Here is a 23442-nt window from a genome sequence, read left to right on the forward strand (position 1 = left end):
GCGACCGTCTCTGGGCTCGCGCGGTTCCCCTCCCTCTCCCACATGGGAGAGGCGATTCCGCGCCTTCGTGTCAGCGGGGACTTAAACCGGCGGGGCCGGGACGACAACGCACCCGTCACTCCGGCGTCAGATACCGCCTTCGCGCCCAGCCGACGATCGGGCCGAGCTTCACCCGGCACCAGGTCAGTCCGCTCGGGGTGTCGTTGGTGCAGCCGAAGCCGCGCAGGCGCCCGCGGGCCGGCGCCTGCCCAAGGGCCGGCGAGTCGGCGTCCGGCGCCTCGCGGATGCTGAGCGTGTCGCCCCGGGGCAGCCCCTCGACCCGGAAGAACTCCGGCCGGCCGAACTCCTGTCGACCGGGCTCTTGCCGGCCGGGCTCTTGCCGACCCGGTTCCTGGGCGAAGGCCCAGGCCGGTGCGAGGAGGAGCGCCGCCGCAGCGACGGCGCGCACTTGTGGGAGCCGCATGGGATGAGACAGCTTCGTCAGATGCGGTGGATGCCCATCATCGCGGTGAGTCCGCCATCCACCGGCAGCACCGCGCCGGTGATGTAGCCCGCCCCCGGGCCGAGCAGGAACGCGACGAGGTCCGCCACCTCCGCCGGCGCGGCGAAGCGCCCGGTCGGGATCTGCTTCTCCATCCCGGCGCGGTGGGCGGCGTAGGGGGCCATCATGTCGGTGTCTATGAAGCCCGGGGCCACCACGTTGACGGTCACGCCGCGGCGGGCCGATTCGATGGCGAGCGTCCGGCAATAGGCGATGAGCGCGCCCTTGGTGGCGGCGTAGGCCGCGTTGCCCGGGTTGGCCTGGAGCGCCGCCACCGAGCCGATCGCCACGATGCGCCCGGCCCTTGCCCGGGTCATCGGCCGCACCAGCGCCTTGGCGAGGCGGGTCAGCGACCAGAAGTTCACCTGCATGGCGGCCTCGGCCCGGTCCTGGTCGAGCACCGCCGCGAGGCTGTCGCAGGGCTGGCCGGCATTGTGGACGAGGCCGAAGATCTCCTCGCCCTCCATCACGGCGCAGAAATCGTCGAGCGCCGCCCGATCCGACAGGTCGAGCGGGTGGGGCCGCAGGCGCCGCTCGGGGTGGAGGGCGGTGAGTTCGAGGGCCAGCGCCTCGGCCGCCTCCCGCGAGTCCCGGTAGGTGAAGTCAACGTCGTGCCCGGCCGCCGCCAGCGCCCGCACGATCGCGCCCCCCAACCCCCGCCCGCCTCCGGTGACGAGGACGCGCCGCGCGCCTGTCGCGGGGGCGCTCATGCTGGCTCCGCCCCGAACACCAGGCAGGTGTTCTGGCCGCCGAAGCCGAAGGAGTTCGACAGCACGGTCGTCACCGGCACGTCGCGGGCGCTCGTGACCACGTCGAGGGGGATCGCCGGATCGGGTACCGCGTAGTTCAGGGTCGGAGGCACCCGGCCGTGGGCGATGGTGAGGAGCGAGAACGCCGCCTCGATCGCGCCGGCCGCCGTGAGGGTGTGGCCGATCATCGACTTGTTCGAGGAGATCGGCACGCCCCGCATGCGCTCGCCGAACACCGCGAGGCAGCCCATCGCCTCCATCTTGTCGTTCTCCGGCGTGCCGGTGCCGTGAGCGTTCACCGTGTCGATCCGGTCGGGGTGGAGGCCGGCATCGTCGAGGGCCGCCTGGATCGCCGCGATGATCGGCGCGCCGTCCGGGCTCGAACGGGTGCGGTGGAAGCCGTCGCCCTTCTCGCCGCAGCCGAGCACGTAGCCGAGGATGCGGGCGCCGCGGGCGCGCGCCCGGGCGGCGTCCTCGAGCACGAGGGCGGCGGCGCCCTCGCCCATCACGAAGCCGTCGCGGTTCTTGGCGAAGGGCTTGGCGGCGCCTTCCGGCGGGTCGTTCTGGGTCGAGAGGGCGGAGAGCAGCGAGAACCGGATCAGCGATTCCGGGTTCACCGAGCCGTCGGTGCCGATGCAGAGCGCGGCCTCGACCTCGCCGCGCCGGATCGCCTCGACGCCGAGCTGGATCGCGGTCGCGCCCGAGGAGCAGGCGGTCGAGAGCGAGATCGGCGAGCCCCTGGTGCCGAAGCGGTCGGCGATGCGGTCGGCCACCGTGCCGAAGATGAACAGGTCGTGCCAGTCGTCGAAGCGCCGGCTCGCCGCCGCCCGCAGCAGGTCGGAGTAGGTCACGTCGCCGTTGGTCGCCGCCGCCTCGGCGAGCGCCTGGCGCTGCGGCCACTCGATCTCGACCGGCGGCACCGCCATGAACAGCGCGCCCGGGAAGTCCCCGGCGAGACCGGCCAGCGACACCGCTTCCTCGGCGGCGGCCTCGGCGAAGCGCTCGGAGAGGAGCGGCGCCACCATCGGGTCGGCGGGGATGAAGTCGACCGTGCCGGCGATGCGGGTGCGCAGGCCCTCGGTCGGGAAGCGGGTGATGGCGTGGATCCCGGAGCGGCCCGCGGTCAGGGCGGCCCAGTTATCCGCCGTACCCTGGCCGAGCGAGGTCACCACGCCGATGCCGGTGACCGCCACCAGCGGGCGGCCCATCGCGTCGCGGTCGCGGCTCATGACGTCTCCCTTGCGGTGCCTGCGGCCTCACCTGCGGCGGTGATGCGAAGCACGCCCTCGCCCCGGCGATGGCCGACCGCCGTGACGGCGACCTCGCGGGCCTCCCCTGCCGCCACCAGGGCGGTCGCGAGGGCGGCGCCGAAGGGCGCCGCGACCTCGAGCGTGTGGCCAGTGAGGTCGCCGAGCGCGCGGACCGGCGCGCCGGGCGCGAGGTCGTTCAGGGCGTCGCGCTCCTCCTCGGTGATGCCGGCGCAGCCGGTGGCACCGGAGATCACGGCGTCGGGCGCCCGGAGCCCGGCCGTGCTCCAGAGGCCGGCGAGGCTCTTTGCCACGCTGCCGGGCACACGCTTCGTGCGATCGCTCGCCACCGCGTCGAGCCGGGCCAGCGCCCGGGCGCCGCGATTCCTCGCATGCTCCTCGGATTCCAGCACCAGGAAGGCCCCGCCGGAGCCCAGGACGAAGCCCGGGGCGTCGCCGCGCGCGAAGACCGGCCGGTAATCGGGCTTGCTGAGATACCCGCCCATCTCGTGGATCAGCAGCACGTCGGCGCGCTCGGCGTTGTACGATCCGCCCACCAGGACAACGTCGAGCTGGCCGGCAGCGATGCGGGCCTGGGCGATGCGCAGGGCGTCGACGCCGCTCGATTCCTCGCCCATGAAGGTGCGCGAGGCCCCCGTGACCCCGTGCACGATGGCGATGTTGCCGGCGAGCAGGTTCGAGAGCTGGGCCAGGAACAGCGTCGGGCGCAGGTCGTTCTGCAGCCGCTCGTTGAGGTAGGCGCCGGGATCGGCGGCCCCGCGCAGCCCGGTGAGGATCTGGCCGTCGACCGCGTAGTCGCGCTCGCCGCCGCCCGCCGCCACCACGAGGTGCATGGCGGCCTTCAGGCCCGCATCCGCCTTGGCGCCGGCCGCGTCGAGGGCGAGGCCCGCGGCGTAGACGCCGAGGCGCTGCCACGGCTCCATCTGGCGCTGGTCGGACTTCTTCGGGATCTGCCCGTCGAGGACGAGAGGAGCGGCCGGGTGAACCGGGTAGGGCGCGAAGGTCTCGGCGTCGGTGCGCGGCGCCTCTCCGGACCGGAAGGCGGCGAGATGGGCCGCGACGCCCTCCCCGGCGCAGGAAACGAGCCCGAGGCCCGTGACCACGACGTTGCGGGGGTCAGTCAGACGGGTCACGCGGCCGCTCCGTCGAGGAGGCCGATGCGGGCGGCGCGCTCGCGCATCGGTGCGTCGAGGCCGTCCGGGAACGGCATGGTCTTGAAGCGCAGCTCGGCGTTGCAGAGCGGCTTGCCCTCGGCCCGGATCGCCGCCTTCGTCACGGCGTACCCTGAGCCGTCGTGCTCCAGGCTCGCCTCGACCTCGAGCACGGCGCCGGGGCCGACGAACGAGCGGAAGCGCGCCTTGTCGACGCCCATCAGGAACGGCATGTGGCTGAACGACGCACGGGCGAGCAGCAGGTAGCCGGAGGCCTGCGCCATGGTCTCGGTGAGGAGCACGCCCGGCACCAGGGGGTGGCCGGGAAAGTGCCCCTCGAAGACCGGGCTCGCCATCGGCACCGTGGCCAGCGCCTCGATGCGCCCGGCGGCGCGGTCGAGGCTCACGACCCGATCGATCATGTCGAAGTATTCGAGGCGCATCCCCGCGACTGCCTCAGCCGGTCTCAGACCTTGGCGGCCTTCTCGGCCACCAGTCCGTCGATGCGCTCGCACAGGTTCTTCAGCACGAAGTACTGCTCGGCCGGAACCTTGCCCTCGTTGACCTCCTGGGTCCACTGCTCGAGGGGCAGCTTGATCCCGAAGGTCTTGTCGATCTCGAAGGCGATGTCGAGGAAGGCCAGGCTGTCGATGCCCAGGTCGTCGATGGCGTGGCTCTCCGGCGTGATCTTCTCGCGCGGGATGTCGGCGACGTCGGCGATGATGGTGGCGACGCGGTCGAAGGTGTCGGACATGGACGTGCAGCCGTCTTCCTGCTGAGGTCTGGCTCGAACGGCGCGACCTCCGGACACCGCCCGCGCCCCGGCCACGAAACCGCCTACCCGAAACGGGTCCGCCGGGCCGCGCCCGGTCGAGGGGCCCGCATACACGAGGGGGGCCGGGCCGGCAACCGCGCGGCGTTTCCGCGGCCGCGCCACGCCCTAGGTCAGGCCGGATGACGCACCCGCGGAGCACCGGCCGAGGACCAACCCGAGGAACGACCGGCATGGAACACGTGAAGCCCCCGGCGGAGTCCGGGCCGGGACCGGCGGCCACGCTGCCGGCTGCGACGGGCACCTCCGCCTTCGCCCGCGCTGCGCTGGTCGTCGGCCTCGCCGGCCTCGGCGTCTGGGTGCTGCACCCCTACCTGCCGGCTCTCGCCTGGGCGGTGATCCTGTCGATCGCCCTGTGGCCGCTGCGCGAGCGGCTGGTGCGGATCGCGCCGCCGGGCCGGCACAACGTCCTCTGGCCCGCCCTCCTCACCCTGGTGGTGGCCCTGGTGATCCTGGTGCCGCTCGTGGTGGCCGCCGTGCAGGCGGCGCGGGAGGCGCACGACGCGATCGGGTTCTGGCGCCGGATCGAGGAGCAGGGCTGGCCGGTGCCGGACTTCGTCGCCCGCCTGCCCTTCGGGGCCGCGCAGGTCTCGGCCTGGTGGCAGGAGAACCTGAGCCACCCGCAGGGCTCGTCCGAGGTGCTGCACCGCCTCGACCAGTCGCTCAACCACTCATCGGTCGTCGGTTTCGGGCGCACCTTCGGCAGCCAGATCGTCCACCGGGCCGTGCTGTTCGGCTTCACCCTGCTGACCCTGTTCTTCCTGTTCCGCGACGGGTCGGCGGTCGCGGCGCAGGCGCTGTCGGCGGCGCGCCGGCTGTTCGGCCCGCGCGGCGAGCGGGTGGCGCGCCAGATGGTGGCCTCGGTCCACGGCACCGTGGACGGTCTGGTGCTGGTCGGCCTCGGCGAGGGCTTCCTGCTGGGCGTGGTCTACGCCTTCGCGGGGGTGCCGCACCCGGTGCTCCTCGGCGCCGCGACCGCGCTCGCCGCCATGATCCCGTTCGCGGCCCCGGTGGCCTTCGGCCTCGCCGCCCTGCTCGCCGGCGCCCAGGGCAGCGTCACCGCGGCGGTGGTGGTGGTGGTCGCCGGCCTCGTCGTGACCTTCGTGGCCGACCACTTCGTCCGCCCGGCGCTGATCGGCGGCGCCACCCGCTTGCCCTTCCTGTGGGTGCTGCTCGGCATTCTCGGGGGCGTCGAGAGCTTCGGGCTCCTCGGCCTCTTCCTCGGGCCGGCCGTGATGGCGGCCCTGGTGCTGCTGTGGCGCGAGTATACTGCGGGCGACGACCGGCCCGTCTCCTGATTCGCCGTGCCGAGAGACCGCCCACCCCGATGAGATTCCTGCTCGCCGCCGCCCTGCTCGCCGGCCTTTCCGCCTGTCCCGCCGCGGCGCAATGGGACGACGACAGCCCGCGCCCCCGGCGCGGCTACGGCGACGATGACGGCCGTCGCGCCGACTCGTGCTCGCGCGACGACCGCGACCTTCGGGACGGCGACCGGCGCGACGTCGACCGGAGGGAGTTCGACCGGCGGGAGGCCGATCGCCGGGACCCTGACGAGATCCTGCCGCGGCGCCGCGATCGCGACGACCGGGATCGCGACGTCGGCGGCCGCGGGCGCCGCGACTGGGACGAGCGGGACCGCCGCGACGCGGATGGCCGCTCCCGCCGGTGGCGGGACGTGGCGCCTCCGGGCTACCGCCGCGACGACCGCTACGGTTCCTATCCCGAGCCCTACGGACGGGTGATCGGTCCCGCGCCCGCGCCCGGCGGCGTCTTCGTCGTTCCGCCGCCGATTCCCGGGGCGGGCTCCCGCTGATTCCGAGAGGTCGTCCGATGAGCCAAGCTCCCACCCCCCGCGGCGAGGCTGCCCGCCGCCTCGCCGATCTCGGCCTGACGCTGCCGCGCGTGCCCGAGCCCCGCGGCGCGTTCCTGCCGTTCTCGCGCATCGGGCCGACGCTGTGGCTTGCCGGGCAGATCTGCGAGTGGGAGGGGGAGGTGCGGTTCACCGGCCCGGTGACCGACATCGCCACCGGCCGCGAAGCGGCGCAGGTCTGCGCCCTCAACCTGCTCGCGGCGTTGAGCCTCGCCCTCGACGGCGAACTCGACCGGGTGGTGCGCTGCCACCGCCTCGGCGGCTTCGTTCAGGTGAACCAAGGCTGGCCCGACGTGCCGAAGGCGGTCAACGGCGCCTCCGACCTGATGGCGCAGCTCTTCGGCGAGGCCGGCCGCCACGCCCGCACGGCGATCGGCGTCGCGAGCCTGCCGGCCAATGCCAGCGTCGAGGTCGACGGGATCTTCGAGGTGAGGTGAGGGTTAGTGCGCGTCGCCCGTCGCGCGGCCGGTGTGGTAGCCGGCCGCCTGCTCGACGAGGGTGAGGATGTCGAGGGCGCGCCAGGGCTTCGGGATGAAGGTGGCCGACATGCGCAGGTCGCTCGGCTGGTCGCCGGCATCGCCGGAGGTGAGCAGCACGTGGACCCGCGGCCAGGTGACGCCGATGATCCGCGCCAGCTCGAACCCGCCGATCTGGCCCGGCGTGCGCACGTCGGAGAAGACGACGTTCACCTCCTCGCCCCGCTCGCGCAGGATGGCGAGGGCCTTCTCGGCCGTCTCGGCCTCGATGACGCGGAAGCCCGTTTCCTCCAGCAGCGTGGCCGCGAGGAAGCGCTCCTCCGGTTCGTCCTCGACGACCAGGATCACGGGCTGGGTCTTCGCGGCGGCGCTGGACTCGGTCATGAGCAGGGAACGAGCGGACGGCCCAGTGGTTGCATAGCTCCCGGGGCCCTGGAACAATCTCACCCGAGGTGTTGCGGCCATGCAAGGGCGGCCGCAACGCCCCGGTCGAATCGCATCGGAAATCAGGCGACACCGTGCTGGCGGAACCACGCCAGCATCCGCGCCCAGCCATCCTCCGCCGGGCCCTTGCGGTAGCTCGGGCGGTAATCGGCGTGAAAGCCGTGCGGCGCGTCCGGGAAGATCACGATGTCGACGGTCTTGCCGGCGGCCTTCGCCGCGTCGCGCGCCTTCTCGACGTCGGCGACCGGGATCCCGGCGTCAGATGCGCCGTAGAGGCCGAGGATCGGGGCGCGGATGTCCGGGATCACGTCGGCAGCGGTCTTCGGCTGGATGCCGGTGCGGTTGCCGCCGAAATTGCCGTACCAGGCCACGCCCGCCTTCAGGCTGGCGCTGTGGGCGGCGTAGAGCCACACGGTGCGGCCGCCGCGGCACCAGCCGGTGATGCCGAGCTTGCCCGGATCGCCCTTGGCCTCCGCGGCCGCCCAGGCGGCGGAGGCGTCGAGGTCGCCCATCACCTGCGCGTCCGGCGTCTTCGACACGACCTCGCGGACGATCTCCTGCACGTCGGTCATCTTCGAGACGTCGCCCTGGCGGGCGAACAGCTCGGGCGCCACCGCGGTGTAGCCGGCCTTGGCGAGCCGCCGGCAGATGTCCTTGATGTATTCGTGGACTCCGAAGATCTCCTCGACCACGAGGACGATCGGGAACGGCCCGGGCCCTTCCGGCATCGCCCGGTAGGCCGGCATCGGCCCGTCGCCGACCGGGATCCGCACCTCGCCGGCGACGATGCCGGCCTCGTCGGTGCGGATCGCTTGCGCCTCGACCCGGGTGGTGGCCAGCGTCAGGCCGCTCATCAGGCCCGTCATCACGAAGCCGCGCCGGGAGAAGGGCGGGATCACCAAGCCGTCGAGCTGCTCGAGGTCCGTTGCCGCGCCCGCCCGTGCCTCGTCGCTGTTCGCCATCCGCCTGCCCTCCCCGTGCCGGCGCAGGTTCGCGCCGGGGCGCGATCATGCGTGCCGGCGCCCGGGGGGCAAGGGCGAACATGCGCCGTCCACGGTCACGATCCAGTCAGGCGCGACGAAAGAAGGGCCCTCCGCGCGGCGGACGGCCCTGTCGTTCGGCACGATCGGCGGGTCGCGGTCAGGCTACCGCGGCCTTGCGGGCCTTGGCGGCGCTGCGGGCGGGCCAGCCGAGGGCCACGAGCCGGGCCTTGGCGTGCTCGCGCACCTCGTCGCGCAGGCCCGACGGCATCGCCGCGAGCGCGGATTGCGTCTCGGGGGCGAGCATCAGGTCGGTCACCGCGTTGATCGACTGCGCCTCGTCGATGCGCGCCGTCAGGTCGGCCTCCGCCGAGCCGGCCGCCGATTCCGGCGCGGCCCGCGGCGCCTCGGCGTCGTCCGCCGCCTCGCCCTCCTCCGGCGCGGGTGCCGGACCGGCCTTGCGGGCCTGCGTGTTCGCCGCCACGAGATCGGGTCGGCTCGCCTTGAACTCGTCGGCCTCGTCCTCGGAATAGAGCAGGCCGTGCAGGCCGGCGAGCTTCAGGATCACCCGGTCCTTCGCCCGCTTCTCCGCCATGGCGAAGACGTAGGCCGCCTGCTTGCCGGAGACCCGGTAGTTCACGCCGATCAGGGCCTCGCCGATCGACCACTCGGTGCGGTCGCCGTTCGGGCCCGGCATGTGGCCGGTCACCAGGATCACCGCCTCGTCCCGCTCGGCCCGCACGATCACCGGGGCGTCGAAGCGGATGCGGGCCTGCACGGCGATCCGCTCCAGGGCCTTGTGATAGATCACGGCCGTGCCCTGCACGCGCCAGACGTTGCCGGCCAGGGGCTCGCCGTAGGTGGCGAGGATGTCCGCGATCTGCTTGTCCGTGGTTGCGCTCATGTCGATCGATCTCACCTGCTGACAGCGGGCTCCGGGCTGGACGGGACGGCCGGTTCCCTGTTTGTTCTCTCTAGCACGGCATATGGCGATTCGCGAGCGTTTTCGCCTCAGCAAGGCCAGAGGATGCGGCCGGCCGCGATGATGTTTTGTCGCATCGCCGCCGCGTGCCGAGGCTGAGCGGCGACGAGTCCCCGATCAGAACCGCCGCGCCGTTGTGACGTCGATTTCCGCGCCGTTGCTCGCAAGGATCTCGTTCGCTAAATGTTCCTTCAGAGACGCACGAGCAAGACTGTAGCAGGTCGCTCGGTGCGCGCCGCCCGCCGCTCCGGAGCCCCGCATGAGCACCCCTGCCCTCCTCGACCCCGCGACCCTGCTCGAGCGGCCCGGCCAGCGCCGCAGCGCGGTGCGGGGCGTTGCGCCCCGGCGCGGCGGCGCCCTCGCGCCGTCGGTGCCCCGCCCGGCCCTGGTCGCCGACTTCCTCGCCATCGCGGCCCTCGACCCGGTGGTGGAGCGCCTGCGCGCCGCCCCGGCTCCGGTCCGCCTGCAGCTCGGCGACGCGACGGTCGAGCACGCCGCCGATTTCGAGCAGGTCCGGACCGACGAGCCGGGCCTCCTCATCGACGTGGTGGCGGAGGCCGATCTCGGCCGTCATCCGTTTCGCACCGCCTACGTGGCCGGTGAGCCGGTGCTGGCCGAGGACGGCCGCCGCTTCGTGATCGAGAGCGCCGCGACCCTGCGGGCCGAGCCCCGCATCTCGACCGTGCGCCTGATCATGGCCTGCCGCCGCACCTACGTCTCGGCCGGCGACCGGGTGCGGGTCCTCCACCACCTCGACGAGTGCGGCACCGGCCGCCTGGTCGAGTGCGCCGCCATGGCGATCAACGCCCAGGACGGCGTCGCCGCGGTGCTGGCGCTCGCCGTCGAGGGGCTGGTGGCGGTCGACATCAGCCGCCCGATCCTGCCCGAGACCCCGGTGCGCCGGCGCCCGCTGCCCTATCCGGATCCGTTCGGCTTCTGAGCAGGTCGGACGCGGCGTTGCACGCCACGGCACACGACAGAGGCCAGAACCCGCTGGACCGGTGCTCCAGCCAAGCACCCCCTGTCCCGAATCTCCTTCCGCCGACGCCCCAGTCGTCCGGGAAAGGGGAAGAGCCTCATGACGAGCGTCTCGTCCTTTCAGCCCGGATGCCGCTCAGTTCGGATGAGGGGGTTGGCGGCCGCGGGCTGAGCGCCGTCAGGTCCCCCGCCGCGCCACCGCCGCCTCGACGAGCGAGCGGATCGCCGCCCGCACCGGTTCCGGCGTGTCGTCGCGCGTGAACTTCGCCTCGATCTCCTCGCGGATCAGGGCGCCATCGTCGCTGCGGGCGAGGTCCGTCGCGGTCTCGGCCCGCAGCAGGGACACGAAGGCGCTCTCGACTCGGCCGGCGGCCTCCGGCGAGGCGTCGGCGGCGATGTCTACGGCGACCTGACGGCCGGTGAGGTCGAACACGTCAGCCGCGAAGGGCAGGCGCTCCTCGCTCAAGGAGAGGTCGCCGGCGAGCACGAAGGCGGCGGGGACGTGGGCGATCAGGTCGACGGAGGCCCGGGTGATGTTGCCCGGGTTGAACCACAGCGTCGCGCCGACCCGCACCGGCGCGTGGCGCTTGTGGACGTGGCCGTTGATGGCGAGGTCGCAGCCGAGGATCGCGTCGGGCGGCACCGCGCCGGGATAGCCGGCCCCGAAGGCGAGGTCGTGGTGGGTGAGCCAGACGACCTTGTCCGCCGCGGGAAAGAGCCCGCGCGCATCCGCCGGGATCGCCTGGCCGAACGGCGTGGCACCCAGGCCGAGGTGGCGCCCGTCGACCCGGTAATGCGCCGCCGGGCCGGATTCGGGAACCACGTCGAGGACGTCGCTCACCGCCAGCATCGCCAGGCTGTCGCCGTCCGACAGGCGGGTGTGGCGGATGTCGTGGTTGCCGACATTGGCGAGCGGCCGGTGGCGAAACCCCTTGAGGATCCGGATGAGGCGCGACTTCAGGCTCTCGTCCGGCTCCACCGGCCGCTCGAACAGGTCGCCGAGGAGCAGGGGCGCGAGGTCCCGGGCATTGGCCAGCGCGACGCAGTGATCGAGCTTGGCCAGCACCGGCGCCGGCCAGTCGGGATCCTTGCGCCGGCCGGGCCGGCGCGACGAGACGTGCGGGTCGCCGATCACCAGGAGGCCGGCGCACTCAACCGGCGCGGCGTCGAGCCGCTCGTGTCCGAGGATCACGCCGCTTCCTCCGGCCGGGTGCCGTGGCGATGCCCGGCGAGCAGAGCGGCCGGGGCCGTGGGCGTGCCGCAGGCCGGGCAGCGCCCGCCGGTCGCGGCCAGCACCTCCGCCATCGCGGCCTCCGTCGCGGCGAGGCCGTCTCGAGCCGCGTCCGCCCGGGCCCGGGCCTCGGCGAGGCGGCGGCCGATCTCGGCGAGGCGCCGGGCCGTCGCCGCGGCGTCCGGCCGGAGCACCGGCTGCGGTGCCGCGTCGGGCAGGGTCTCGAGGAGTGCCGCCCGGCCCTCGGCATCGGCGAGGTCGCGCGTCAGGCGGCGCAGCCGGGCGGCGTGGGCGGTGGCCGCCCGCGAGTCCCGCGGCACCGGCGCCTCCCGCGGCAGCTCCGCGAGGGCGGCGAGCCGCGCCTGCGCGGCGGCAAGGTCGCGGGCGCCGCCGAGGACCCGGCGCCCCACCGCCTCGCGGTGGCGCGCCTCCGCGAGCGCGCGCCCGAGTTCTGCGCCGATCTCGGGGCCGGGCAGCGCCGCCAGCGCGCTGGCGCGGGCCGCGGCGCCGGCGGCGAGGCGGGCGGCGCGGGCGAGGCGGTCGCGCAGCGCCTCGCGGTCGCGCAGGCGCGCCGCCTCCGCATCGAGGCTGACCGCCTGCGCCCGGAGGTCCTGCAGCGCCTCCGCGAGGGCGTCGAGCCCGTCGAGGTGACCGAGCCTCTCCCGCAGGCGGGTGATCTCGCGCTCGCCCTCGCGGACCGTGCGCTGGTCCTCGGTGACGCGCTCGCGCTGGAGCGCCTGCATGTCGCGGATCAGCCCGGCCTCGCGGCCGATCGACAGCACCGCCGAGCGCCGGGCCGGCTTCTCGCCGAGCAGGAAGACCGGAAATTTCTGGTGCGCCACGTGGACGTCGAGTTCCTCGACCCGGGTGATGCCGAACAGGCGCTCGACCCAAGAGGGCACGTCGCGGCCGCCGGTCTCGAGGGTCGCGCCGTTCTCCTGCACCAGCGAGCCGTCCGCCTCGTGCAGCGACCACAGGTTGACCGGGGTGCGCCTGGGCTGGCGGACGTAGCGCAGGATGCGCCCGCCGGCGACGCCGATCTCGACCCGCGCCGCGCTTGCGCCCGCCCGCACCAGGCTGTCGCGCACCTCGCCGTAGAACACTGCGCGCAGGGCCCGGATCACCGTCGACTTGCCGTGGTTGTTCGGCCCGACCAGGGCGTTGACCCCGGGACTGAGCGGCAGCGTCGCGTCGGAAAAGCCCTGGACGTCGACGAGGCGCACGAAGCGGAAGCCCGGCATCTCCGGCGACCACGCCGCCGCGCAGGAAGCCGCCGACCCGTCGATGGCGACCCCGGTTTCCGGCCGCCCGGCGATGCGGCTGACCGTCAGGCCGGCGTCGAACCCCGCGACGTCGTGGTGCGAGATCGCCAGGCACTGCACGCCGAGCCGGGCGGCGCCGTCGTCGAGCACCCGGTAGAAGGCCGGCACCCGGTCCGGCGCGATCCAGCAATCCGCCTCGTCGAGGGCGAGGAAGCGGCCGACGCCGGCCTTGACCACCGCGATCAGGCGCAGGGCCATGCCGACCACGTTGGTCATCGCGCCGCCGTTGTCCTCCAGCACGTCCTCGCGGCCGCCGTCCGGGCGCTCGACCGCGATGTCGAGGGCCGGCAGGCCGCGCTCCGTGGTGAGGTCGAGGCGCACCGGCTTCTCGCCGGGCAGGACCTCGCGGACGAGGGCGGTGAGCAGCGTCTCGAAGGTCGCGACGCTGCGCCGGTTGGCGTCCTGCTGCAGCTCGCGCAGGTAGGTGTCGACGGCGTCGCGCTGGGCGAGCCGGCCCTTGGCGGCCGCGACCGCCCGGGTCCGGGCCGCGAGGTCGGCCCGGTCGCGGTCGCGGGCCGCCTCGAGGCGGGCGAGCATGCGGGCGGCGCGCGCGAGGTCGTCGTGAGAGACGCCGCCCTGAGGCAGGCCGTCCTGGGTGTCGGTCGGGGTCACGCCTGGGGCCGGCCGGTCAGCGGGCCGTGTCGAGGGCGGCGAGGCGGTCCTGCACCGCCCGCAGGGCCTGCGCGAAAGCCTCGACCCGGCGGGCGTTCTCGGCCCGGGCCTCCTCGATCATGCGCCGGATCTCGGCCTCGTCGTCGGTGCCGAGCTCCTCCCTGGCCTGGGCCCGGGCCGCCGCCAGCTCGGCGGTCAGCCGCTCGACGTCGCTCTCGGCCCGGATGCGGTCGGCCCGCAGGCGCTCGTAGGCCGGCTGCAGCGCCTCGAGGCGGCGCAGCGCCTCGACGTCCGGGCTCGCGTCCCGCGGCTCCTGCCCCTTGCGGCTGCGCTCCATCTCGCTCCTCGTCGTCATCGGCCTGAGGTGGCATCCGGCCCGCGCTTTGGCAACGGCGCCGGCGTTCGAGAAATGTTCGTCCGGCCCTGTTGACGGCCTGTGCAAATCAGCCCAGTGTTCCGGTAATGTTCCACGTGGTGAGCCGACCCGGGAGGCGGCGCGGCGTCGCGGTGGAACCTCGGGAGACCCGCATGGAGACCATCCGCCTGGACGACGCCGCGGCCGAGGCTGCCCCGCTGTTCGAGAACCGGGACTGGCGCCTCCATGCGGACGGCCTGGAGCACCGGGACACCGGCTACTTCATCGACCGCGACGCCTTGGACGCCCGGCGGCCCGACGGCTACTGGGAGTGGCCGCTGCACCTCTCTGAGAAGAGCTGGTGCGGCGTGCGCAGCTTCCGCGAGGCCTTCGCCGCGGCGCTCGCCGCCTTCGGCATCGTGCCCGACCGCAAGCTCACGCTCTCCTTCGCCCTCGGCTTCGGCACCCGGGTGGGCGGTGCGGCGCCGGACGCGTTCGTACCCCTCGCCGACCTGGTGCGCCCCCGCGCGCCCGCGCTGCGCCCCGCCCCCGCGATCCGTCCGCTGGTCGCGGCGAGCGCCTGATCGCGGCGGCGCCCGCGCATCCGCTCTCCCCTCGCGGCGAAAAGTATTCTAGAGCCCGCCCGAGCAGAGGCCGTGCGGGGAGCGGGCGATCGTGAGCGGGCACCGCAGCGTGGAGATCATCGTCCGGGGCCGCGTCCAGGGCGTCGGCTACCGGGCCTGGACCAAGGGCGTGGCGGAGGCGCGGGGCCTCTCCGGCACCGTGCGCAACCGGCGCGACGGCAGCGTCGAGGCCCGCCTGTCCGGGCCGGAGGACGCCGTCGCGGCGATGATCGAGGCCTGCCGCGAGGGACCGCCCGGGGCGAGGGTCGAGGACGTCACCGTCGGGGATCTGGCCGCGAGCGACCGCCCGGACGCCGCTGGCCCGCGCGGCGTGCAGATCCTGCCGACGGCCTGACGGCCCCCGGCATGTTCCCTGATCTCGGCCTGAGCAGCTTCTCGCTCGTCGATGCCGCCGCCCTCGTCTGCTTCCTCTCGGCCTGGTTCGGCTACTCCTACGCGGTCGAGCACCTCGGCGGCGGCAAGCGCAGCCTCAACGGCATGATGAACCGCTACCGCCACGCCTGGGCCGACCAGCAGATGGTGCGCGAGAACCGGGTGGTCGACACCACGATCAACGCCTCGCTCCAGAACGGGACCGCCTTCTTCGCCTCGACGGCGCTGATCGCGCTCGGCAGCGCGCTCACCCTGTCGCGCTCCGCCGACGACGCCCTGACGCTGTTCTCGACCCTGCCGCTCGGGGCGCCGATGACCCGGGCGGTGTGGGAGATCAAGGTGGCGGGCCTCGCCCTGATCTTCGTCTACGCGTTCTTCAAGTTCGCCTGGGCCTACCGGCTGTTCAACTACGGCGCCATCCTGATCGGCGCCGTGCCGCCCCATGACGGCGACCCGGTGCGGATCGCCCGGGCGGCGCGCCGGGCCGCCGCCATGAACGTGGTGGCGGGCGGCCACTTCAACCGCGGCCAGCGCGCCTTCTTCTTCGCGCTGGCCTATCTGGGCTGGTTCGTCAGCGGCTACGTGCTGCTCGTCACCACCGCGATGGTGCTCACGGTGATGTGGCAGCGCCAGTTCGCCTCCGACGCCCGCCGCGCCCTGCAGGACCACGATGATCCCTGACGATTACGAGCTCGAGCTCACCATCCTGCGCCTCGTGACCGATCGCGGCGCCGACAAGACCGTCTGCCCTTCCGAGGTCGCCCGGGCTCTCGGCGGGCCGCATCCGGACGGATGGGGCCCGCTGATGCAGCCGATCCGCCGCCAGGCGGTGCGGCTGATGAAGGAGGGCCGCATCGCCATCCTGCGCAAGGGCAAGGTCGTGCCGGACCCGGACGACTTCCGGGGCGTCTACCGGCTGTCGCTGCCGCGGTAGCGGGACTCACGGACCCGGAAACACCGTCGCGGTGTAGCCGGACATCCGGTAGGCCACGAGGCCGAGCCACTCGCGCACCGCGATGTCGAGCTCGAACAGTCCGTCCCCGGCGGTGGAGTGGATGGCGACGACGCGGGGGCTGGTGCGGTAGTCGACCGGGTAGGCCGTCACCGTGAAGCCGGCGTGGCGGAAGCAGCCCATCGCCCGCGGCATGTGCCAGGCCGAGGTGACGAGGAGCCAGCGCTCGCCGGGCTTCGGCTTCACCAGCTCGGCGCTGAAGGCGGCGTTCTCCCGGGTGTTGCGGGAGCGGTCCTCGTAGGTGATCCGCTCCGGCGCGACGCCGAGCGACGCGGCGCGACGGCGCACGATCGCGGCCTCGGAGACGGCGCCGTCGCCGGTGAGCCGGCCGGAGCCGCCGGCGAAGACGACCGTGGCCTCCGGATACCGGCGGGCGAGGTCGCCAAGGGCCACCATGCGCTCGCCGGCGTCATTGAGGACGAGCTGGCCGCGGGCCGCCGACAGCCCGGTCTCGACGGCGCCGCCGAGCACCACGATCCCGGCGACCGGGGCGCCGTCGTCGCGGAATTCCGGGAATCGGTTCTCGAGCGGCCCGAACACGAGCGACGCCAGGGGCGAGAGCCCGCCCGCGAGCAGGATAAGGCCGGAGGCGGCGCAGAGCCCGAGGCCGAGGCGCCGCCAGCGCACGCTGAGCCCTGCCCCGGTCAGAACCAGGAGCAGGAGCAGGTTCGAGGGTGCCGTGAGGAACCACAGCACCTTCGAGAGCACGAAGAACACCGGGATGGTCCCGGCCGGCGCGGATCAGGCCTTGCCGATCGTCAGGCCTTGCCGGTCTCGGCCTCGTAGCGGGCCCGGGTCTCGGCGTTCGGCGGGTAGAGGCCCGGCAGGGACACGCCCTTGTCGACCTCGCGCATGATCCAGAGCTCGAGGCGCTCCTGCTCGACGGCGGCGAGCGCCACCTCCTCGGCGAGGGCCGCCGGGATCAGCACCGCCCCGTCGCCGTCCGCCACCACGATGTCGTCGGGATAGACCGCGACGCCGCCGCAGCCGACCGGCTCGCCCCAGCCGACGAAGGTCAGGCCCGCCACCGAGGCCGGCGCCGCGACGCCGGAGCACCAGACCGGCAGGCCGGTGCCGTCGACACCCTCGCCGTCGCGCACGACGCCGTCCGTGACGAGCGCCGCGACGCCCCGCTTCTTCATCCGCGCGCAGAGGATGTCGCCGAAGATGCCGGCATCCTGCACGCCCATCGCGTCCACCACCGCGATGCAGCCCTCGGGCATCGCCTCGATCGCCGCGCGGGTCGAGGTCGGGCTCGACCAGGATTCGGGGGTCGCCAGATCCTCGCGGGCCGGCACGAAGCGCAGGGTGAAGGCCGGGCCGACCACCCGCTGCCCGGCGGCGAAGCGCGGCATCGGCCCGCGCATCCAGCAGCGCCGGATGCCTTTCTTGAGGAGCACGGTGGTGAGGGTCGCGGTGGTGACGGCCTGCAGGGCGTCGAGGAGCGTCTTGTCGAGCGGCATCGGGCCTTCGGGGGCGTGGGGAGTGACGAAGTCAGACCTAGCCGATCCTGGCGCGCGCGGCCACGCCGTGGGCGCATGGCCGCGCGGATCGGCCCGTGCCGGCTCAGCTCAGCGGCGGCAGCGCAACATCGGCGGCCGGCCGGGCCCGCACGCGCTCGTACCAAGCGCGCAGGGCCGGCCGCTCGGTCCGCGGCACGTCGAGGTGGAGCCAGCGGTGGGTGGCGGCGCCAAGCGCGATGTCGGCCGCCGTGAACCGGTCGCCGACCGCGTAGGCGCGCCCCGCCAGATGGGCGTCGAGGAGGCCTGCGCAGGCTTCCGAGGCCTCGACCGAGCGGTCGATGACCGCCTGGTCGCGCTGCTCGGGCGGGGTGCGGACCGTCTGCCAGAACGCGTCCCGTGTCGAGGGGGTGAAGCGGGTCGCCTGCCAGTCGAGCCACTGGTCGACGAGGCCCGCCTCCCGCGGATCCTCCGGCCAGAGGCCGCCGGTGCCGTGTCGGCGGGCGAGGTAGCGCAGGATCGCGTTCGACTCCCAGAGGACGTAGCCGTCCTCCTCCATCACCGGCACGAGGCCGTTGGGGTTCAGCGCCAGGTAGTCCGGGTCTCCCACCCGGCCGAAGGCGCCGCCGGCCTCGACCCGCTCGTAGGGGAGGCCCAGCTCCTCCAGTCCCCACACCGCCTTCTGCACGTTGACGGAGCTCAGCCGTCCCCAGAGCCTGCGCATCCCGCGTCCCCTCCCGTCGGATCGTCTTGCTTCGGATCGTCTCGCGGCGGGTAGGCGTGCGTCCCGCCGCGAGGGTCGGTGACGGTCCAGCCCGCGGGGCCGCCGGCCAGGTAGCCCGGCCCCACCGGCACCTTGCCGTATCCGCCCGGGATGTCGAGGACGTAGGTCGGCTGGGCGAGGCCCGAGACCCGGCCGCGCAAGGACCGCATCAGGGCCTGGCCGGCCTCGAGCGTCGTGCGCAGGTGGCGCGTACCCGGGGCGAGGTCGCCGTGGTGCAGGTAGTACGGCTTGATCCGGTTCTCGACGAAAGCGCGCATCAGCGCCGCCAGGGTCTCGGGATCGTCGTTGACCTGGCTGAGCAGCACCGACTGGCTCACCATCGGGATCCCGGCATCGACGAGGCGGGCGATGGCGGCGCGGGCCCCTTCCGAGAATTCCCGCGGGTGGTTGGCGTGGAGCGCCACGAACACCGCGCCGCCGAACGCCTTGAGCGCCCCGATCAGGTCCGCGTCGACCCGGGCCGGATCGACGACGGGCACGCGGGTGTGCAGGCGCAGCACGCGGACGTGGGGCACGACCCGCAGGGCGGCGGCGATGCGGCCGAGCCGCCGGGGCGAGAGGACGAGCGGATCGCCGCCGGTGATCACCACCTCCCAGATCTCCGGGTGGTCGGCGATGTAGGCGAGCGCGGCGTCGAGCTCCGCCTCGGTGAGGCTCCCCTGCCCCTCCGGCCCGACCACCTCGCGCCGGAAGCAGAAGCGGCAATAGACCGGGCAGACGTGCAGCGGCTTGAGCAGCACCCGGTCGGGGTAGCGGTGGACGATGCCGGGCAGCGGGGCATGGGCCCCGTCGCCGATCGGGTCGGCCCGCTCCTCCGGGGCGGTGACGAGTTCCTCCGCCCGCGGCACGAACTGGCGGCCGACGCCGTCGTCCGGGTCCTCGATCAGGTCCGCCATCGCGGGGGTGATCGACACTGCGTAGCGCGCCGCGACCCGCTCCAGCGCCGGCAGCCGCTCGGCCGTCACGAGGCCCCGCTCCGCGAGCGCCGCCGGGCCGCGCAACGGCGCGCGCACCGCACCGGTCATCGCGGGCCCTCGGCCACGGGAGTCCAGATCACCTCCTCGATCCGGCGGGCGCCGGTCGCCAGCATCACGAGGCGGTCGAAGCCGAGCGCGATGCCGCTCGCCTCGGGCATCCGGCCGAGGGCGGCGAGGAAATCCTCGTCGAGGGGGTAGCGCTCGCCGTAGATCCGCTCCTTCTCGTCCATCTCGGCGGCGAAGCGCCGGCGCTGCTCTGCCGGATCGGTCAGCTCGCCGAAGGCGTTGGCGAGCTCGACGCCGCAGCAATAGAGCTCGAAGCGCTCCGCCACCCGCGGGTCGCCGGGGCTCGGCCGGGCGAGCGCCGCCTCGGGGATCGGGTACTCGCACAGGATCGTCGCCCGGCCCCGGCCGAGCATCGGCTCGACCCGCTCCACCATCACCCGGCTCACGAGGTCGGCCCAGGTGTCGTCGGGGGCGGTCCGGATGCCCGCCCGCCCGAGCGCCGCGGCGAGCGCCGCGCCGTCCGTGCTCCCATCGGGCGCGACCGTCGCCAGGAGGTCGATGCCGGCGTAGCGGGCGAAGGCCTCGGCGACGCTCACGCGCTCCGGCTCGGCGAAGGGGTCGGCCTCGACCCCGCGCCAAGTGAAGGTCCGCGTACCGGCGGTCTCGGCGGCGAGGCTGAGCAGGGCGGCGCAGTCGCGCATCAGGCTGTCGTAGGTCTCCCCCGCCCGGTACCACTCGAGCATGGTGAATTCCGGGTGGTGCAGGGGTCCGCGCTCGCGGTTGCGGTAGACCGGGCCGAGGCTGAACAGGCGCCGCTCGCCCGCCGCCAGCAGCTTCTTGCAGGCGAATTCCGGCGAGGTGTGCAGGTAGAGCGGCCGCTCCGCGCCGTCCGGCCCGATCTCCCGGGTGCCGAAGGCCGAGAGATGCGCCTCGTTGCCCGGCGAGATCTGGAGGGCGGCGGCCTCGACCTCGACGAAGTCGCGGGCCGAAAACCAGCCCCGCAGCGACGCGGCGATGCGGTTGCGCAGGAGGAGCCGCGGCCGGCGGTCGGCGTGGACGTGGGGGGCCCACCAGGGCGAGGCGGCGGTCATGCTGAGGTCACTGCGCGAGGCGATCATCGGGTGGCGGGCGACTGGCGGTGGCGCCTGAGATGCGATAGGGCGGGCCGAAGGCTTCGTCTGCCGGCGCGGCCGAGCGCCCGCGGCCCGGCAGACAGGCGCCCGCGGCTTGGCGGACGCCGCCGCTCCCTGTCAACGCTCTCAGACCAGGATTCGCCCCGTGCCGAAGGTGATCGCCAGCTCTCTCCGCAAAGGCAATGTCGTCGACAAGGACGGCCGGCTCTACGTGATCCTCTCCGCCGAGAACATCCACCCCGGCAAGGGCACGCCGGTGACCCAGCTCGACATGCGCCGGATCACCGACGGGGTGAAGATCTCGGAGCGCTACCGCACCACCGAGCAGGTCGAGCGCGCCTACGTCGAGGACCGGGAGCACACCTACCTCTACAGCGACGCCGAGGGGTTCCACTTCATGAATCCAGAATCCTACGAGCAGCTCGCAGTGCCGGAGGACGTGATCGGCGACCAGGCCGCCTACCTGCAGGAGGGCATGGCGGTGATGCTCTCGACCCATAACGGCGTGCCGCTGGCGATCGAGCTGCCCCAGCGCGTGACCCTGGAGATCACCGACACCGAGCCGGTGACCAAGGGCCAGACCGCGTCCTCGTCCTACAAGCCCGCCACGCTCTCGAACGGCGTGCGCACCCTGGTGCCGCCCCACATCTCCACCGGCACCCGCGTCGTCATCATGACGGCGGACGGCTCCTACGTCGAGCGCGCCAAGGACTGAGGTCCGGCGGGCGGCGCGCCGCCGCCCGACCGCAGGATTCCCCCGGGCGGCTACGCGCCGCCCGCAGCCCGGAAGCACGACCGGGATGCCTCGAGCGCCCGCGCCTGGTCCTCCGCCGTGAAGGCGCTCCCCGCGGCCGCCTGCCACAGGCCGTCCCGGCGCAGCCGCTCGAGCACGCAGCGCGCCGCCACCCGGCAGGCCGCTTCGCCGCCGCCGGCCTCGGCGCAGTTCGCCCGATACTCGCGCAGGAACTGGGCCTCCCCGGCCCGCGGATGCGGCCCGGTGAGCGCCGCGACCCCGTAGAGCAGCCCGAGCAGCACCGGCTGGTGCACGAGGTAGACCGCGAGGCTGTGCCGCCCCGCCGCGGCCGCGAGCCGCGCCGCCGGGCGCCGTGGCGCCCAGGTCCCGAGCCGCGAGGCCGCGAGGCGCGGCAGCCCGATCCGCCCGAGCTCCACCCCCGCCAGCACGAAGCCGAACCAGGGAAACAGCGGCACGTAGTCGTTCGTCGTCGGCACCGTGGCGCCGAGACCGAGGAAGAGCAGCGCCGGCGTGTCGAGGAAGCCCGGCACTCCCGCCGCCGCGGCGAGCGCCGGCCCGGCGAGGACAATCGCCGCGGCGAGCCCGACGAGCGGCAGCGGCGCCGACAGGGCCGGCAGCGCCAGCACGCTCGAGACGGCGATGCAGTGCAGGATGCCGAAGAAGATCCAGGAGCCGGGAAAGGCCCAGAGGGTCGCGAGCGAGATCAGCCCGGCCGCCGCCGCGATGCGGCCGAGCCGCCGGAGATAGGGGCGCCACCACCCTGACCTGCGTCCCCGGGCGAGCACGAGGCTCACCCCGACGAGCATCAGGAAGCTCGCGGCGATGCCGTGCGCCGCCGCCCGGCCCGCCGGCGACAGGGCGGCGTTCTCGGGCGTCAGCCGCAGGAAGCCGAGGTCCCAGGTCAGGTGGTAGAGGGCCATTGCCAGGAGGGCGAGGCCCCGGGCGAGATCGATGATCGCGAGGCGCCGGGCCGGCGCGGCACTGGGGGTCGGGGTCGGAATCGGGTCTCTCCGGGACGGCGGCACCGGTGCCGTCATAGCCGAGCCCGGCCTCCGCGCCGGTGCCTGCGGCGAAAACGCGCAGGCGTGGGGCCGCGGCCGCGGATGGAGCCTCAACCGGTGCGCGTTGCCCTGCGAAGCTGCCTCTGCGAATTGCAGAATGCGCGGCGGAAGGGCGAATCCGGCGAGGACATGCGGGATCGGCGTCTCAACTCGGCGGATTCGGGCTTCCCCGAAGTCATGACTTTGTTAATCTGCCGGTGAAGCGCGCGACGCGATTCGAGTGGGTTGCTTACGATGTCGGACGAGTTCGGTTCAGGCCCTGCCGGGGAGCGGTCGGGAGGCCCGTTCGGTGAGGGCATGCGCGAGGCCCGGGCCGGGCTCGAGGCGGCGGAACGGCCGGTCGAACTCGTCGAGGTCAGCGGCCGCATCAAGTGGTTCGACGTCGCGAAGGGATTCGGCTTCATCGTTCCGGACAGCGGCGCGCCCGACGTCCTGCTCCACGTCACCTGCCTGCGCCGCGACGGCCATCAGAGCGCCAGCGAGGGCGCCCGGATCGTCGTCGAGGCGGTTCAGCGCCCGCGGGGCTGGCAGGCCTTCCGGGTGGTCTCCCTCGACCAGTCGACGGCGACCCATCCGGCCGAGCTGCCGATGCCGCGCACCCACGTGACCGTGGTGCCGACCAGCGGGCTGGAGAGCGCGGTCGTGAAGTGGTTCAACCGCCTGCGGGGCTTCGGCTTCCTCAGCCGGGGCGACGGCACGCCGGACATCTTCGTGCACATGGAGACCCTGCGGCGCTACGGCATCGCCGAGCTGAAGCCGGGCGAGCACGTCATGGTGCGCTACGGCGACGGGTCGAAAGGCCTGATGGCAGCCGAGGTGCGCCTGGCCGAGGGTGGGCCGCCCTCCTCGCATTGAGGCCGTCCGGCCCGGCCGCGCGTTTCCGTGACGGCCCGGGCTCCCCGTCGCCCGTCGAGACCCTAGCTCAGCTCCATGTCGCTCCGCTCCGCACGGCCCGTGGCCGCCCTTCCGCGCCGGCTCCTCGCCGTGCTCGTCCTTCTGCTCCTGCCCGCGCTGGCGCCCTCCGGGGCGCTGGCCGACGGGCCGTTCGAGCCCCTGACGATCGCCTCTCGCACCGGCCAGCACAGCTTTCAGGTCGAGGTGATGCGGGACGATGCCGGGCGGGCGCAGGGCCTGATGTTCCGCCGCGCCATGGCGCCGGACCGGGGCATGCTGTTCGACTTCGAGCGCACCGCCCCGGTGTCGATGTGGATGAAGAACACCTACCTGCCGCTCGACATGCTGTTCATCCGGGCCGACGGCACGGTGGCCCGCATCGCGGCCGATACCGAGCCGCTCTCCACCCGCACGATCTCCTCCGGCGAGCCGGTTCTCGCCGTGCTCGAGCTCAATGCCGGCACCGCCGCTCGCCTCGGGCTGCGCGCCGGCGACAGGGTCGAGCACCCGCTGTTCCGCGGGCGCTGACGGGCCGGCGGCGAGAGCCGCCGGGA

Annotated in this window: 29 protein-coding genes; 11 read left to right on the forward strand and 18 right to left on the reverse strand. The window is 73.9% G+C overall.

Annotated features, from left to right (window positions below; all coding sequences use genetic code 11):
• Nucleotides 1–115: 115 nt before the first annotated feature.
• The 6 genes from VQ02_RS35465 to VQ02_RS08790 are packed head-to-tail and all read right to left on the reverse strand — an operon-like array spanning nt 116 to nt 4463.
• The gene (locus VQ02_RS35465; protein ID WP_048443793.1) at nt 116–463 is read right to left on the reverse strand and encodes an SH3 domain-containing protein; all 348 of its coding nucleotides are present in this window, start codon (nt 461–463) and stop codon (nt 116–118) included.
• A 17-nt stretch (nt 464–480) separates the two neighbouring features.
• Nucleotides 481–1251 carry an SDR family oxidoreductase gene (locus VQ02_RS08770; protein ID WP_048443794.1) on the reverse strand — a complete coding sequence of 257 codons (771 nt, stop codon included), beginning with the start codon at nt 1249–1251 and terminating at the stop codon, nt 481–483.
• Nucleotides 1248–2519 (reverse strand): beta-ketoacyl-ACP synthase, encoded by a 1272-nt coding sequence (locus VQ02_RS08775; RefSeq protein WP_048443795.1) that lies wholly within the window; start codon nt 2517–2519, stop codon nt 1248–1250. The genes VQ02_RS08770 and VQ02_RS08775 overlap by 4 nt, the downstream gene beginning before the upstream one ends.
• Nucleotides 2516–3691, reverse strand: a complete 1176-nt coding sequence (locus VQ02_RS08780; protein ID WP_425339888.1) for a beta-ketoacyl-ACP synthase — start codon at nt 3689–3691, stop codon at nt 2516–2518. Before VQ02_RS08780 ends, VQ02_RS08775 begins: the two co-directional genes overlap by 4 nt.
• A complete protein-coding gene (locus VQ02_RS08785) occupies nt 3688–4152 on the reverse strand; it encodes a 3-hydroxyacyl-ACP dehydratase FabZ family protein (protein WP_048443796.1) in 465 nt (154 codons plus the stop codon). Before VQ02_RS08785 ends, VQ02_RS08780 begins: the two co-directional genes overlap by 4 nt.
• Nucleotides 4153–4175: 23 nt before the next feature.
• Nucleotides 4176–4463 carry an acyl carrier protein gene (locus VQ02_RS08790; protein WP_048443797.1) on the reverse strand — a complete coding sequence of 96 codons (288 nt, stop codon included), beginning with the start codon at nt 4461–4463 and terminating at the stop codon, nt 4176–4178.
• A 251-nt stretch (nt 4464–4714) separates the two neighbouring features.
• Between VQ02_RS08790 and VQ02_RS08795 the strand changes: the two genes are divergently transcribed.
• From VQ02_RS08795 to VQ02_RS08805, 3 genes are read left to right on the forward strand one after another with little or no spacing between them, the layout of a single operon-like run.
• A complete protein-coding gene (locus VQ02_RS08795) occupies nt 4715–5839 on the forward strand; it encodes an AI-2E family transporter (RefSeq protein WP_083469123.1) in 1125 nt (374 codons plus the stop codon).
• A 29-nt stretch (nt 5840–5868) separates the two neighbouring features.
• Nucleotides 5869–6354, forward strand: coding sequence for a hypothetical protein (locus tag VQ02_RS34675; protein ID WP_053080291.1), 486 nt, complete (start codon nt 5869–5871; stop codon nt 6352–6354).
• A 17-nt stretch (nt 6355–6371) separates the two neighbouring features.
• Nucleotides 6372–6848 (forward strand): RidA family protein, encoded by a 477-nt coding sequence (locus VQ02_RS08805; protein ID WP_048443798.1) that lies wholly within the window; start codon nt 6372–6374, stop codon nt 6846–6848.
• Nucleotides 6849–6851: 3 nt separating this feature from the next.
• Here VQ02_RS08805 and VQ02_RS08810 read toward each other — a convergent pair whose 3' ends face one another.
• From VQ02_RS08810 to VQ02_RS08820, 3 genes are all read right to left on the reverse strand, one after another.
• Nucleotides 6852–7271, reverse strand: a complete 420-nt coding sequence (locus tag VQ02_RS08810; protein ID WP_048443799.1) for a response regulator — start codon at nt 7269–7271, stop codon at nt 6852–6854.
• 122 nt (nt 7272–7393) lie between these two features.
• On the reverse strand, nt 7394–8293 hold the full coding sequence (locus tag VQ02_RS08815) for a dienelactone hydrolase family protein (RefSeq protein WP_048443800.1): 900 nt from the start codon (nt 8291–8293) through the stop codon (nt 7394–7396).
• Nucleotides 8294–8471: 178 nt separating this feature from the next.
• Nucleotides 8472–9215 (reverse strand): hypothetical protein, encoded by a 744-nt coding sequence (locus tag VQ02_RS08820; protein ID WP_048443801.1) that lies wholly within the window; start codon nt 9213–9215, stop codon nt 8472–8474.
• A gap of 337 nt (nt 9216–9552) precedes the next feature.
• Between VQ02_RS08820 and VQ02_RS08825 the strand changes: the two genes are divergently transcribed.
• On the forward strand, nt 9553–10233 hold the full coding sequence (locus tag VQ02_RS08825; RefSeq protein ID WP_048443802.1) for a hypothetical protein: 681 nt from the start codon (nt 9553–9555) through the stop codon (nt 10231–10233).
• A gap of 216 nt (nt 10234–10449) precedes the next feature.
• Here the strand turns inward: VQ02_RS08825 and VQ02_RS08830 are convergent, their stop codons facing one another.
• The 3 genes from VQ02_RS08830 to VQ02_RS08840 are packed head-to-tail and all read right to left on the reverse strand — an operon-like array spanning nt 10450 to nt 13791.
• A complete protein-coding gene (locus tag VQ02_RS08830; protein WP_048443803.1) occupies nt 10450–11463 on the reverse strand; it encodes a hypothetical protein in 1014 nt (337 codons plus the stop codon).
• On the reverse strand, nt 11460–13436 hold the full coding sequence (locus VQ02_RS08835) for an AAA family ATPase (RefSeq protein ID WP_245239665.1): 1977 nt from the start codon (nt 13434–13436) through the stop codon (nt 11460–11462). The genes VQ02_RS08830 and VQ02_RS08835 overlap by 4 nt, the downstream gene beginning before the upstream one ends.
• 16 nt (nt 13437–13452) lie before the next feature.
• Nucleotides 13453–13791, reverse strand: coding sequence for a hypothetical protein (locus VQ02_RS08840; protein ID WP_245239666.1), 339 nt, complete (start codon nt 13789–13791; stop codon nt 13453–13455).
• 173 nt (nt 13792–13964) lie between these two features.
• Between VQ02_RS08840 and VQ02_RS08845 the strand changes: the two genes are divergently transcribed.
• The 4 genes from VQ02_RS08845 to VQ02_RS08860 all read left to right on the forward strand — a co-directional run bounded on the left by VQ02_RS08845 (nt 13965) and on the right by VQ02_RS08860 (nt 15741).
• Nucleotides 13965–14375, forward strand: coding sequence for a hypothetical protein (locus VQ02_RS08845; protein WP_048443805.1), 411 nt, complete (start codon nt 13965–13967; stop codon nt 14373–14375).
• Between the two features lie 91 nt (nt 14376–14466).
• Nucleotides 14467–14769 carry an acylphosphatase gene (locus VQ02_RS08850; RefSeq protein WP_048443806.1) on the forward strand — a complete coding sequence of 101 codons (303 nt, stop codon included), beginning with the start codon at nt 14467–14469 and terminating at the stop codon, nt 14767–14769.
• Nucleotides 14770–14780: 11 nt separating this feature from the next.
• Nucleotides 14781–15488, forward strand: coding sequence for a DUF599 domain-containing protein (locus VQ02_RS08855; protein WP_048443807.1), 708 nt, complete (start codon nt 14781–14783; stop codon nt 15486–15488).
• Nucleotides 15478–15741: a DUF3253 domain-containing protein gene (locus VQ02_RS08860; protein ID WP_048443808.1), complete on the forward strand. Its 264-nt coding sequence runs from the start codon at nt 15478–15480 to the stop codon at nt 15739–15741. Before VQ02_RS08855 ends, VQ02_RS08860 begins: the two co-directional genes overlap by 11 nt.
• A 6-nt stretch (nt 15742–15747) precedes the next feature.
• On the opposite strand, the gene VQ02_RS08865 is transcribed toward VQ02_RS08860, so the two are convergent.
• The 5 genes from VQ02_RS08865 to epmA all read right to left on the reverse strand — a co-directional run bounded on the left by VQ02_RS08865 (nt 15748) and on the right by epmA (nt 20137).
• Nucleotides 15748–16536, reverse strand: coding sequence for a YdcF family protein (locus VQ02_RS08865; RefSeq protein ID WP_048443809.1), 789 nt, complete (start codon nt 16534–16536; stop codon nt 15748–15750).
• 41 nt (nt 16537–16577) lie between these two features.
• A complete protein-coding gene (locus VQ02_RS08870) occupies nt 16578–17282 on the reverse strand; it encodes a ribonuclease activity regulator RraA (protein WP_048443810.1) in 705 nt (234 codons plus the stop codon).
• 103 nt (nt 17283–17385) lie between these two features.
• Nucleotides 17386–18003: a glutathione S-transferase family protein gene (locus tag VQ02_RS08875; protein ID WP_048443811.1), complete on the reverse strand. Its 618-nt coding sequence runs from the start codon at nt 18001–18003 to the stop codon at nt 17386–17388.
• Nucleotides 17979–19088, reverse strand: a complete 1110-nt coding sequence (locus VQ02_RS08880) for a lysine-2,3-aminomutase-like protein (protein WP_048443812.1) — start codon at nt 19086–19088, stop codon at nt 17979–17981. Before VQ02_RS08880 ends, VQ02_RS08875 begins: the two co-directional genes overlap by 25 nt.
• Entirely contained in the window at nt 19085–20137 is a 1053-nt protein-coding gene (gene epmA / locus VQ02_RS08885; RefSeq protein WP_048443813.1) for an EF-P lysine aminoacylase EpmA, read from the reverse strand. The genes VQ02_RS08880 and epmA overlap by 4 nt, the downstream gene beginning before the upstream one ends.
• A 187-nt stretch (nt 20138–20324) precedes the next feature.
• Between epmA and efp the strand changes: the two genes are divergently transcribed.
• Nucleotides 20325–20894, forward strand: coding sequence for an elongation factor P (gene efp, locus VQ02_RS08890; protein WP_048443814.1), 570 nt, complete (start codon nt 20325–20327; stop codon nt 20892–20894).
• A gap of 50 nt (nt 20895–20944) precedes the next feature.
• Here efp and VQ02_RS08895 read toward each other — a convergent pair whose 3' ends face one another.
• Nucleotides 20945–21970, reverse strand: a complete 1026-nt coding sequence (locus VQ02_RS08895; RefSeq protein WP_048443815.1) for an acetyltransferase domain-containing protein — start codon at nt 21968–21970, stop codon at nt 20945–20947.
• A 321-nt stretch (nt 21971–22291) separates the two neighbouring features.
• Between VQ02_RS08895 and VQ02_RS08900 the strand changes: the two genes are divergently transcribed.
• Entirely contained in the window at nt 22292–22849 is a 558-nt protein-coding gene (locus tag VQ02_RS08900) for a cold-shock protein (protein ID WP_209436987.1), read from the forward strand.
• Nucleotides 22850–22924: 75 nt separating this feature from the next.
• Nucleotides 22925–23416, forward strand: a complete 492-nt coding sequence (locus tag VQ02_RS08905) for a DUF192 domain-containing protein (RefSeq protein WP_048443817.1) — start codon at nt 22925–22927, stop codon at nt 23414–23416.
• The last annotated feature ends 26 nt before the right edge of the window (nt 23417–23442 follow it).

The sequence above is a fragment of the Methylobacterium variabile genome, assembly GCF_001043975.1.
GTDB classification, from domain to species: Bacteria; Pseudomonadota; Alphaproteobacteria; order Rhizobiales; family Beijerinckiaceae; genus Methylobacterium; species Methylobacterium variabile.

Excerpts from the sequence above, each read along its gene's own strand:
- VQ02_RS35465 (WP_048443793.1), bottom strand. The coding sequence starts at position 463 with ATGCGGCTCCCACAAGTGCGCGCCGTCGCTGCGGCGGCGCTCCTCCTC.
- VQ02_RS08770 (WP_048443794.1), bottom strand. The coding sequence starts at position 1,251 with ATGAGCGCCCCCGCGACAGGCGCGCGGCGCGTCCTCGTCACCGGAGGC.
- VQ02_RS08775 (WP_048443795.1), bottom strand. The coding sequence starts at position 2,519 with ATGAGCCGCGACCGCGACGCGATGGGCCGCCCGCTGGTGGCGGTCACC.
- VQ02_RS08785 (WP_048443796.1), bottom strand. The coding sequence starts at position 4,152 with ATGCGCCTCGAATACTTCGACATGATCGATCGGGTCGTGAGCCTCGAC.
- VQ02_RS08790 (WP_048443797.1), bottom strand. The coding sequence starts at position 4,463 with ATGTCCGACACCTTCGACCGCGTCGCCACCATCATCGCCGACGTCGCC.
- VQ02_RS08795 (WP_083469123.1), top strand. The coding sequence starts at position 4,715 with ATGGAACACGTGAAGCCCCCGGCGGAGTCCGGGCCGGGACCGGCGGCC.
- VQ02_RS34675 (WP_053080291.1), top strand. The coding sequence starts at position 5,869 with ATGAGATTCCTGCTCGCCGCCGCCCTGCTCGCCGGCCTTTCCGCCTGT.
- VQ02_RS08805 (WP_048443798.1), top strand. The coding sequence starts at position 6,372 with ATGAGCCAAGCTCCCACCCCCCGCGGCGAGGCTGCCCGCCGCCTCGCC.
- VQ02_RS08810 (WP_048443799.1), bottom strand. The coding sequence starts at position 7,271 with ATGACCGAGTCCAGCGCCGCCGCGAAGACCCAGCCCGTGATCCTGGTC.
- VQ02_RS08815 (WP_048443800.1), bottom strand. The coding sequence starts at position 8,293 with ATGGCGAACAGCGACGAGGCACGGGCGGGCGCGGCAACGGACCTCGAG.
- VQ02_RS08820 (WP_048443801.1), bottom strand. The coding sequence starts at position 9,215 with ATGAGCGCAACCACGGACAAGCAGATCGCGGACATCCTCGCCACCTAC.
- VQ02_RS08825 (WP_048443802.1), top strand. The coding sequence starts at position 9,553 with ATGAGCACCCCTGCCCTCCTCGACCCCGCGACCCTGCTCGAGCGGCCC.
- VQ02_RS08840 (WP_245239666.1), bottom strand. The coding sequence starts at position 13,791 with ATGACGACGAGGAGCGAGATGGAGCGCAGCCGCAAGGGGCAGGAGCCG.
- VQ02_RS08845 (WP_048443805.1), top strand. The coding sequence starts at position 13,965 with ATGGAGACCATCCGCCTGGACGACGCCGCGGCCGAGGCTGCCCCGCTG.
- VQ02_RS08855 (WP_048443807.1), top strand. The coding sequence starts at position 14,781 with ATGTTCCCTGATCTCGGCCTGAGCAGCTTCTCGCTCGTCGATGCCGCC.
- VQ02_RS08860 (WP_048443808.1), top strand. The coding sequence starts at position 15,478 with ATGATCCCTGACGATTACGAGCTCGAGCTCACCATCCTGCGCCTCGTG.
- VQ02_RS08870 (WP_048443810.1), bottom strand. The coding sequence starts at position 17,282 with ATGCCGCTCGACAAGACGCTCCTCGACGCCCTGCAGGCCGTCACCACC.
- VQ02_RS08875 (WP_048443811.1), bottom strand. The coding sequence starts at position 18,003 with ATGCGCAGGCTCTGGGGACGGCTGAGCTCCGTCAACGTGCAGAAGGCG.
- VQ02_RS08880 (WP_048443812.1), bottom strand. The coding sequence starts at position 19,088 with ATGACCGGTGCGGTGCGCGCGCCGTTGCGCGGCCCGGCGGCGCTCGCG.
- epmA (WP_048443813.1), bottom strand. The coding sequence starts at position 20,137 with ATGACCGCCGCCTCGCCCTGGTGGGCCCCCCACGTCCACGCCGACCGC.
- VQ02_RS08895 (WP_048443815.1), bottom strand. The coding sequence starts at position 21,970 with ATGACGGCACCGGTGCCGCCGTCCCGGAGAGACCCGATTCCGACCCCG.
- VQ02_RS08900 (WP_209436987.1), top strand. The coding sequence starts at position 22,292 with ATGCGCGAGGCCCGGGCCGGGCTCGAGGCGGCGGAACGGCCGGTCGAA.
- VQ02_RS08905 (WP_048443817.1), top strand. The coding sequence starts at position 22,925 with ATGTCGCTCCGCTCCGCACGGCCCGTGGCCGCCCTTCCGCGCCGGCTC.